Genomic DNA, 10,282 nt, shown 5'->3' on the forward strand with positions numbered 1-10,282 from the left:
GGGGGGGGGGCGGCCGGCCACCCCCCCGCCCCCCCCCGCCCCCGCCCGTCACGCCAGAAGATGAGGAGAGCGCTGATGACACGGCAACGGCCCAGCCTGTACGAGGGCGCGGGACAGACCATGCTGCGCGCCGCGGTGCACACGACCGAGCCCGCCATGCCGCCCTGGCCGGCATCTACGGCGCCCGTGGACGAGTGGCGCGCGTGGCTGAGCACGGTGTGGTCCGACACTGACTTTCGACGGACCGTGTCGCAGGCAAGCCCTCACCTGGCAGAACAGGTGCTGGCCATCATCGACGGCCGCACACCGAAGGTGCGCCGGATGCGCCGGGCAGCTCTCGCCACGGCCCGCTACGCGATCCGCTACGCCCGCCGCTCCACCCCTTACGGCCTGTTCGCTGGTGTCGCCCCGCTCGGCTTCGACCAGGCATCATCCGTCCGCTTCGGCGAGGAGCACCAGGCCGTCTCCCGCCCCGAGCCAGTCGGGCTCGACGAGATACTCAGTGCCTGGGAGAGCGACGCTGCGCGCATGGCCGGCGCGGAGGTCTGCGTCAACACGCTGATCCGGCAGCGAGACCAGCACATCCACGTGCCGTCAGAGGGCGACGCCGAGTTCCGCCTCGCTCTGAGCCCTGCGCTGCGTCTTGTACTCGATCTGGCCCGATCGCCGATCGGGTACCGCCAGTTGTCCGACAAGCTGGCCGCGGAATTCCCCGCCGTGAGCGGCACCGCGCGCGACCGACTGTTGGGTGAACTGCTGCGGGTTCGACTACTGCGCTCTTCGCTGCGCGCGCCTGCCACCGTCGCCGACCCCGCCGACGTCTTACCGCCGGAGGCGCGCGCTCAGGCAGCCGGCCTGCGAACGGCGTGCGACCTGCGGCTGGACGCCGACGTGCGGCTGCCCGAGCAGGTGCTGACCGAAGTGGAGACCGCCGCAACCGTCCTGGCCCGCCTGGTCACCCATCCGACCGGGACACCGGCCTGGCGACGGTGGATCAAGCAGTTCTCCGAGCGCTACGGCGAGAACACCGCTGTGCCGGTCGACGTAGCCACGGATCCTGACCGGGGCGTGGGCTTCCCGGCCGGATTCGTCACGGCGAACGAACCTCCTAGGCCAATGTCCCGGCGCGACCGCATACTGCTGGAGCTGGTCGGCACCGCCGCCGCCGAAGGCAGCCGCACCGTCGCGGTGACCGGGGCGATGATCGAGGAACTGGAAACAGCGGCCGGCGACAAGCCCCACGACCTGGCGCCCCATCTCGAACTGGCCGCACAGGTCCACGCCGCCTCCGTCCCTGCTCTGGACCGGGGCGACTTCCGGTTGCGCGTTCTGACCGTCTCCCGCTCGGCCGGATCGATGACCGGCCGGTTCTGGCACCTGTTCCCCGGCGCCGAGGCGGCGTACACGAACCTGCCCACCGTCGATCCGGAGGCGGAACTCGCGCAGCTCTCCTTCCACGCCGGTCGTGTGCCGGCCGATCTGCTCACCCGCGCGCCGCAGGCCCTGCGCCGTGTCGTCAGCGTCGGCGAATTCCGCCGTCCCGAACCGCATGTCCTTTTCCCCCGCGACCTCGCGGTGACGGTCACCGACGGTCGCCCCCAGCTGGTGGAGTCCGCGACGGGCAGGCCGCTGGAGCTGCTGGCCCCCACCGCCATCAACTTCCTGTGGAACAACTACACCCCGCCGATGGCCCGCTTCCTCGGCGAGATCAGCCGGGCCGCGTCCTCGCAGGTGACCTGGTTCGACTGGGGCGCCGCCTGGACCCTGCCCTTCACCCCGGCGCTCACCTACCGGCGCACCATCCTCACTGCCGCCCGGTGGAAGATCCGCAGCCGCACGCTGCCCGCCCGCACCGCACCACTCCAGCAATGGGCGGACCAACTCCATGCCTGGCGTGCCCGGTTCCGGGTGCCGGAGCGGGTGCTGCTCGCCGAGGACGACCAGCAACTGCCCCTCGACCTCACCCGCGATGTCGACCTGGACCTCCTGCGCGCGCACCTGGACGCCAGCCCCTTCGGCATCGCCACTCTGCACGACGCGCCCCCGCCGGACGCCGACGGGTGGATCGGCGGCCGGGCGCACAGCATCGTCCTCGCCCTGGCCAGGCGCTCATGACCACGACGCCCGTTCCCCGTACGCAGGACCTGTCTGAGGGCTCGCTGGGGATGGCCCTGCTCGACATCGCGCGCCGTGACCTGCCCGCCGCCCGCCGCCACCTCGCCCAGGCCACAGGCCGGGGCGTAAGTACCGGCAGCAACGCCAGCCTCTTCCACGGCGCACCCGCCCTGGAGTTCGTCCTGGCCCGCGCCCACGGGGCCGACGACGAGGTCCGCGCGGCGGTTGACCGCGTCGTGGACGCCCGGCTCGCCGCCGCCCACCGCCGTCGGGCGGCTGGCGCACTGCCCCACCTCGCCGAATGGGACCTCATCCGCGGCCTCACCGGGCTCGCCGCACTGCTGCTGTCCCGCCTCCCGACAGCGCCCCGGCTGCCCGATGTCCTCGCGTGCCTCGTCACGCTCGCACACCCCGCCCGCAATGAAGGCCGGATCTTGCCCGGGTGGTGGTCGCCGGTCGGTCCCGGCGGGAAGGAGATGACCGGCGGGCACGGCAACAACGGCATGGCCCACGGCATCGCGGGGCCCCTGGCCGTGCTCTCCCTCGCTCTGCGCGCCGGAGTCAGCGTCCCCGGCCAGGAGAAAGCCGTCGCCACGTTCGCGACCTGGCTCGACCGGCACAGCGCCCACTACTGGTCCACCGCAGCCCACCTGGACGCCGGCCAGCCGCCCGAGGCGGAACCGGCCCGCCAGTCCTGGTGCTACGGCCAGCCCGGCATTGCCCGCGCCCAGCAGCTCGCCGCGCTCGCCCTCGGCGACCCCGCACGGCGCCAAGCGGCCGAGGACACCGTCGAAGCGATCCTGACCGACCCGCTGCGGCTCGCCCGCATCACCGACTCGACCCTCTGCCACGGCTGGGCCGGCCTGCTGACCCTCACCCGCGCGGTCGCCGCAGACAGCCCCGCCCCTGCCCGCTTCACCCCCATCATCCAGGACCTGCACCGACGTCTGGCCGCCGACTGGAAGCACCTGCCCAAACCCGGATTCATGGAAGGCCGCGCCGGCGCCCAACTCGCCCTGAACGCCACCGACACCACCGGCTGGACCCGCATCCTCCTTCTCAACTGACCTCGCCCCGCCCGCCGCCACGCAAGGAGTTCCTTCCCCATGACCTTCGACGACGAAAACCTGCCGATCGCCGCGGACACGCCCTGGTGGCACGCTTCCGTCGCCTTCCCCGCCCCGCACGCCGACGCTGCCCAAGCCCTGGCGACCGCGCTGGCCGGTCGCCGCTACCACTTCCTGCGCAAAGACGCCGGCGTGCGCCTGCGCACCGAGCAGCCCGCCACCAGCTTGCTGGACCAGCTCGTCGCCGACCGCGTCATCACCGGCTGGGCCGGCGGGATCTACGAGCCGGAAACCCATGCCTTCGGCGGCCCCGAAGGCATGGACGTCGCGCACAACGTGTTCTGCGCCGACAGCCCGGCCGCGCTCGCCGAGACCGGCACCCCCGGCGCCCGCGAACGCAGCGTGATGCTGCTGTCCGCCATGATCCGCGAGGCGGGACTGGACCCGTTCGAAGCCGGAGACGTGTACGCCCGGTGGGCCGCCCTGCGGCCCCCCGTCACCCCGCCCCAGGGGCCCGCCCTGGAGAGAGCCGTCTCCGCGATGCGGCGGCTGATGAACGCGGACGCGGCACTGCGCCCTGACGCGGAGGCGGGCTGGGGCGAGCGCGTCGCCGCGTTCGAGGACGCTGGCCGCCGCCTGCGCCGACTTACCGCCGACGGCCGACTGATACGCGGAATCCGGGGCGTCATCGCCCATCACGCGATCTTCGCGTTCAACCGCGCGGGCGTGCCTGCCGAAGCGCAGGCCGCCACCGCGTGGCTCGGCCGTCACGTCGCCTTCTCCACCGGAGGAAGAGGCGACGTGTCTACCCGCAAGTCCGCCCCGGCGGACCCTAGCCTCCCTCGGATGGAGACCACCGTGACACCCGTGACCGACCCCAACCAGCTGCGCGAAGCCCTCGCCCAGCGGCTCGTCGACAGCGGCCATCTGCGCAGCCAGGCCACCATCGACGCCTTCCGCACCACCGACCGGCACGCCTTCCTGCCCGGTGTCGACCTGGAGAGCGCGTACAAGGAGGACGCGGTGCCGATCAAGCACGACGAGCACGGGGAGATGATCTCCTGTATCTCCGCGCCGTCCATCGTCGCCACCCAGCTCGAACAGCTCGACGCCCAGCCCGGCCACAAAGTCCTGGAAGCCGGAGCCGCCACCGGATACAACGCCGCCCTCCTCAGCAAGATCGTCTCTCCCGGCGGGCAGGTGTGGACCCTCGACGTCGACCAGGACCTCGTCGCCGGCGCGAGCAAGCACCTCTCCGAGGCCGGCGTCGACAACGCCACCGCGGTGATGGCCGACGGCGCAGCCGGGCTGCCCGAGCACGCCCCCTACGACCGGATCATCTTCACCGTCGGCGCCGGCGACGTACCCGTGAAGATCCTCGACCAGCTCGCCCCCGGCGGACACCTGGTCCTGCCGATGCGCATCCGCGGCAGCATCTCCCGGAGCTTCGCCTTCGAACGCGATAACGAGACGTGGAAGACCGTCTCCTGCGAGATGGCCACCTTCATCCCGCTGCGCAAGGGCGTCTGCGACGACGTGTACACCCTCGTGCCGATGGCCGGCGAGGGCAACGTCCGCCTAGAGACGTTCAGCGAGCAGGACGTTGACCGCGATGCCCTGCGCACGGTCCTCGACCAGCAGCAGACCAAGCTCTACACCGGGGTGAAGTTCCGGCAGGGCTCGGCGTGGGAGTGGCTGTACCTGTACCTGGCCTGCGTACTGCCCAACGGCCTGTCCCGGCTCCCGGGCCAGCGCCCCGGGTTCACCCCGCACTTCGGCTGGGGCTCCATGGCCGCCCTGGACGGCGGATCGCTCGCCTACCTAACCATCCGCGAGGGCGGGGACGACAAGGGCCGGTACTGGGAGGTCGGCGTGATCGGCCACGGCGAGGGCGGCACCGACCTCGCCGAGCGCGTCGTGAGCGAGATCCGCGCCTGGGACGCCAGCGGCGGCAACGACGCCCCCGAACCGGGCTTCCGGATGGCCGTCGCCGACTCCCGCGACCGGTTGACGGCGGACGACCCTCGCTTCGTCGTCGACAAGCCCTACAGCCGACTGGTCGTCGACTGGGCGCGCAAGGGCTGAGCCGATGATCCCCGCGATAGCCAGCCGCATCCCCCTGGTCCGCCGCACCAAGGCGCCCGCGCTCCCCTTGGAGGAGCGCATCAACCACCTCACCGGGCTGACCGTCGCGCCCGCAGGTGCGGGCCACCACGACCTGGTGGCCCGCACCTGCGGGGTCCTCAACTACGCCGCGCTCATCGCCTCCGACATCGGCCTGCCCAACCTGGCCGAGGACCTGTGCTGGCGCCAGCACCAGGTCTTCGCCGACGCCGGACGCCTCAGCGGACGGGTCGCCGTCATGTCGCTGATGCCGCTGGTCAACCTCTCCCGGCTGCTGACCCGTGCCGGCCACGGCGAACTCGCCTACAGCTTGCTGCGCTGCCTCAATGACGCTGCCCGGCACCGAACCAAGACCGATATCGACGGCCGCACCATCGACCTCACGGCCCTGACCAGCACGGATGAGGACCACCGCACCGTGTGCCAGGAGCTGTACGTCACCCTGCTCGTGGACGGTGCCCGCGCCCTCGCCCAGATCGGGCGATGGACCGAGGCTGCCGACGCCATGGCGCAGCACCGCGGCATCGGCAACCGGCTCCTCGACGGCCGCCAGATCAAGGTCATGGCCCTGATGGATCAGGGCCTGGATCAGCAGGCCCGCGACTTGATCGACACCACCCAGCCCGTCGAGCCCTGGGAGAGAGCCATCACCCTCCTCCTGCACGCCCACTGCCGGCCCGCAGACACTCCTGTCCCGGAATCCGACCTCAACCGCACCCTTGATGAAGCCATCCAACTCCTTGCCCATCCAGATCCGCCAACCGCCGCCTTCCAGACTCGGACGGGCCTGTCAGCTCTGGAACTGGACCGCACCGGACGCTATGGCGCCCGCGTTCTCGACTCCGTTGTCAGCGTCGCCCGACTCGACGCCTACGCAGCACGGGACGCGCTGCTCCACCCCATCGTCGCGTCCGCCCTGGAAGACCGGGCGACGGACGCGCTCCACGCAGTGATCGCCGCGGCCGGACTGGGATCCGGCGTCCTGTCCGCCCACCACCGCGAGGCTCTGACGGGCGCGGTCGACCACGCGGAGACAGAGCTGGAGAAGCTGCTGCAGGCCGAACCAGCTCCCGGCTAGGAGGGGACGCCCCGGGATGCCCCGCCGTACGGCCCACTCGGTTTGGCGGTGTCGGCGTTTCGGCCATTTCCTGCCCGCAGCCGCTCCAAGCCAGACCAGGGATCCCGCGCCCGCGGGGTCGGCTGACGCAGGGAATAGGGGGCTTCCCAGCACGACCGAATGACGTGTGTTCGATATCGCAGCCGTGTCGTTAGACCTCACGACTCAGCCGCAGCGACCGTCCTAGGGGGAACGATGACCTCGACCATTACGCAGGACCAGCCGCCGCAACCACCCAAGGGGACACCGCCGGACGACGAACCACAGGAAGCCGGTGTTCGAGAGGAGGAATACCTTTACCGCGACGAGTCGAGGCTCCAGGCCGGCTCCCTGCTGACCTCCCGCACCATGGCGCGGCGCCTTCCCTCGCTCGTGCGGCGCTCGGTGCAGATGGCCTGGCGCGTGGACCGCGGCGCGGCCATCGGCCTGATGGTGTGCCAGATCGGGACCGGTGTCCTCGCGGCCCTCGGTCTCCTGGCCGTCACGGGTACGATCACCGCCCTGATCTCCGCGGGCGACATCACCGAGCGGCTGTGGGACGCCGCCCCCCAGCTGGCCGTGATCGCTGCCGCCACCGGCCTGCGCGCCCTGCTGGGCCTCGCCGTCGTCTGGCTGACCGGCCGTCTGCGCCCGGTGCTCGGCCGGGCAGCTGAGCTGACGATGATCGAGGCCGCGCTCGGCGCGGAACTGGCCGCCAACAACAAGCCCGGCTACAACGACGCCTACGACATCGCCGATCGCGGCGCCCAAGTCACCCCCGACCTCGTCGAAGAAGCGCAGGACGTCCTCGCGGCCACGGCCACGCTCGCGGCCGGCGCCACCGTCCTGACCGTCCTGCACCCCCTGCTCCTGCCCCTGCTCTTCCTCGCCTGCCTGCCGCAAGCCGCCGCCTACGTCCGCTCCGCCCGCGTGCTCTACCTCGCCGGACTCGAGACCTCCGGGCGACGCCGGATGCTGGGCAAACTGCGCTGGCACATGGCGTATCAGGAGTCCAGCGAGGAGATGCGCGCCTGCCTGGCCGGCCCCTTCCTGATCGGCCGGTACCGGCGGCTGGCCGCCTCGGTCAACGCCGCCGAACGCGAAGCTGCGAACACCGGAGCCTGGATGGGACTGGCCGGAGCCGTAGCCGGCGGGATCGCCTCGACCGCGGTGTGGGCTGCGCTGCTGTGGCTCCTGGCCTCCGGACGGATGAGCCTGGCGGCCGGCGGCGGCGCCGTCTTCGCCCTCCAGACCGCCACCGGCTCGGTGCGCGGCATCATCAACGGCGGGGCCCGCCTGGTGCGCACCGGCTGGTACGTGCAGGACTGGCAGAACTTCCTCGACAACGCCCACGGCCAGGCCATGTCCGACTCACGCGGCACCGCGCCCGTGACCGCGGCCCCGGAGCGCTTCGAGGTCCGCGACGTCACCTACCGATACGACGGCGCCCCGAAGGACAGCCTGCGCAACGTCTCCCTCCACGTGCGGCGCGGGGAGATCGTGGCGCTGGTCGGGGAGAACGGCTCCGGCAAGACGACCCTATCCCGCCTGCTGTGCGGGTTGCTGCTGCCCACCGAGGGCGACGTGGCCTGGGATCACGCCTCCACCGCGGACCTGGACCCGTGGGGGTCGTGGGAGCACGTCGCGCTGGTGCCGCAGAAGTTCACGTACCTGCCGCTGACGATGCGGGACAACATCACCTTCGGACAGGGCGACACCAGCGACGCGGCCCTGCTCGCCGCCTGCGAGGCATCCGGCGCCGCGGAGATGCTTCCCGGGCTCCGCTCCGGCCTGAACACCCTCCTGACCAGCGAGTGGTTCGGCGGACAGCAGCTCTCCGGTGGGCACTGGCAGCGCCTGGTCCTCACCCGCGCGTGCGGCGCCCCGCAGGCCGCCGCACGCCTCGCCGAACACGCCCGTCAAGCCGCCGGGAACCGGCCGACCGCCGCCGCCACCCTTCCCGCCGCTGTCGCCGCCCGTGCGTACGCGCTCTCACACCAGCCCGAACAGGCCCGCCAAGCGCTCACCGCCGCCGACCGCTTCATGGGGCGACTCGACGCCGCGGCGCAGGCCGATACCTGGCTAACCCACGGGGAACAAAAGCACCACGTCCACCTGTCCCACGCCTACACCGCACTCGGCGACACCCACCACGCTCAACAGAGCCAGCAACGGGCCCTGGAGCTCTCCGCCCCGACCAGCACTATGACCCGTTCGCTGCTGACCGTGGACGCGGCCACGTGCCTCCACCACGACGGCGACACCGAGCAGGCGTGTCGCCGTGCCGTTGAGGTACTGGACGGCCTGCCGGCCGCCTACCGCACGGGGCTCGTACACCAGCGGGCACAGGACCTGTACTGCTCCATCCCCGTCCGTCACCAACTGGAGCCCGCTGTGCGGGAGCTGCGCGATGCGCTAGCCGCCTAACGTCTCTCGCCCCTTTCTCACGTCAGCGCCTGGAAACAGACGTCCTAACCACGACGTCACCCTCGTGGACGCCGATGGCCGCGTTCTGGACAGCGAAATCGCGCTGGCCGGATCGGACCACCTGATCGTCTGGCCGCGTCGAAGATCACGTACACGGCTTCCAGGTGCTCCTGTCCCGGCCGCTGGGGCTGCAAAGCGCGCACTCAGGAATCGTTGTAGCGGGCGCGCACCACAAGGCCCCCCGTCGGCGTTTCGGCCAAAGCTCGATCCCCGCACTCCTGTTGCAGGAGGCGGGTGCACCCTCCACCTCGCGCTCTATTCCGAGAGGGTCTGCCGCTGCAGGCACTTGCAGCGGCAGACCATCTGAGGTGCCGGCGATAATTCAGGCGATTCCCGCAGGCTTTCCAGAAAATAGAGCCTGAAACGCTTCGGAAATTCCGCACAGCTCACGCCCATCCCTGTGCGATGTGACGGTCTCGAAGTACCAGGAACCGTCAGACCCAGCCACCTTTCCCCACATGCCCCACGTCAGGACGATGCGCCCACCCGAACGCTGCGCGGATATTTTCAATTGCCCTTCACTGGACTGCCAGGTGCGAGGTTCGCTCCAACTGCTCGATTCGTCAGCCAGCGATGAGACGAATTCCACCAATCCATCACCATCCAGTGTCTGGATCAACTCCCTGACGTCCACCCACGCACCCTTGGCCTGTACGGGCACGTCAAGGGCAGGGTCGTCTCCGTACGGCCGCTCCGGCGTGGAGAACAGCAGATGGACCCCTTGCCCCGGATCCCCTATGCGGAGGACTTGTCCGCCGCGTGCATCGCGAATGATCATTGGCTCATTCTATTATCTTTCCCCCTCCCTTGAAGGGTGACAATGGCCACGCAGCATTGCTACGGGCGGCGCCCGCTCGACACTTGAACCTTCTCCGCAACGGTGTGCAAGTGGGTGGCTACTCTCATCGTGGCGGGATTATCGAAGTCAGGCTGTGGGCTTGCTAGTTGAATCCAGCGCATGAGCGTTGGGCCGGTTGAACAGGCCGGGACCACAGGAGTTGCCCCCCCGAATACGCAGCGAGCAGATAGCTTCACTAGCGCGGAAGAACGAGTGGCTGCCAGCCGCGGAGGCCGGTCGTGCCACGCCGGCCGGTCTGGATCCACCAGCTAACGAACGGGATCGGGTGGAAAGCCTCGCCTTGGCCAGGATGAAGCCCTGCGGACAATTCTCGGCACTTGTGGTCCGACTCACTCCTCTGGGCCCGCACTCCCTTCACGCTCTCACCGTCGGAGCGAAATCACACGGACATCCTCCCGAGTGACCGAATTCAGCGGGGACGGCGCCCGCCAAGCGTGAGGCTTTGACCCCTGCGAGGCCCCGTACCGCGCTGTCGACACGGTACGGGGTCCATAGGTATTCCTGGGGCGCGCAGCCAAGGGCACGGTCCTCGGC

At 70.6% G+C, this 10,282-nt stretch carries 6 protein-coding genes; 5 read left to right on the forward strand and 1 reads right to left on the reverse strand.

What is annotated here, in order from left to right; genetic code table 11:
- The first annotated feature begins 75 nt into the window (after window positions 1-75).
- The 5 genes from AB0N07_RS48245 to AB0N07_RS48265 all read left to right on the forward strand — a co-directional run bounded on the left by AB0N07_RS48245 (window position 76) and on the right by AB0N07_RS48265 (window position 8,829).
- On the forward strand, window positions 76-2,115 hold the full coding sequence (locus AB0N07_RS48245) for a lantibiotic dehydratase family protein (protein WP_365846928.1): 2,040 nt from the start codon (window positions 76-78) through the stop codon (window positions 2,113-2,115).
- Window positions 2,112-3,182: a lanthionine synthetase C family protein gene (locus AB0N07_RS48250; protein WP_365846930.1), complete on the forward strand. Its 1,071-nt coding sequence runs from the start codon at window positions 2,112-2,114 to the stop codon at window positions 3,180-3,182. The genes AB0N07_RS48245 and AB0N07_RS48250 overlap by 4 nt, the downstream gene beginning before the upstream one ends.
- 39 nt (window positions 3,183-3,221) lie before the next feature.
- Window positions 3,222-5,267: a methyltransferase, FxLD system gene (gene fxlM / locus AB0N07_RS48255; protein WP_365846932.1), complete on the forward strand. Its 2,046-nt coding sequence runs from the start codon at window positions 3,222-3,224 to the stop codon at window positions 5,265-5,267.
- 4 nt (window positions 5,268-5,271) lie between these two features.
- The gene (locus AB0N07_RS48260) at window positions 5,272-6,384 is read left to right on the forward strand and encodes a hypothetical protein (RefSeq protein WP_365846934.1); all 1,113 of its coding nucleotides are present in this window, start codon (window positions 5,272-5,274) and stop codon (window positions 6,382-6,384) included.
- Between the two features lie 234 nt (window positions 6,385-6,618).
- Entirely contained in the window at window positions 6,619-8,829 is a 2,211-nt protein-coding gene (locus tag AB0N07_RS48265; RefSeq protein ID WP_365846936.1) for an ABC transporter ATP-binding protein, read from the forward strand.
- A gap of 382 nt (window positions 8,830-9,211) precedes the next feature.
- Here the strand turns inward: AB0N07_RS48265 and AB0N07_RS48270 are convergent, their stop codons facing one another.
- Window positions 9,212-9,667: a DUF6228 family protein gene (locus AB0N07_RS48270; RefSeq protein WP_365846938.1), complete on the reverse strand. Its 456-nt coding sequence runs from the start codon at window positions 9,665-9,667 to the stop codon at window positions 9,212-9,214.
- Between the last annotated feature and the right edge of the window lie 615 nt (window positions 9,668-10,282).

Origin of the sequence: Streptomyces sp. NPDC051172, from assembly GCF_040682555.1 — a bacterium.
Taxonomy (GTDB): Bacteria; Actinomycetota; Actinomycetes; order Streptomycetales; family Streptomycetaceae; genus Streptomyces.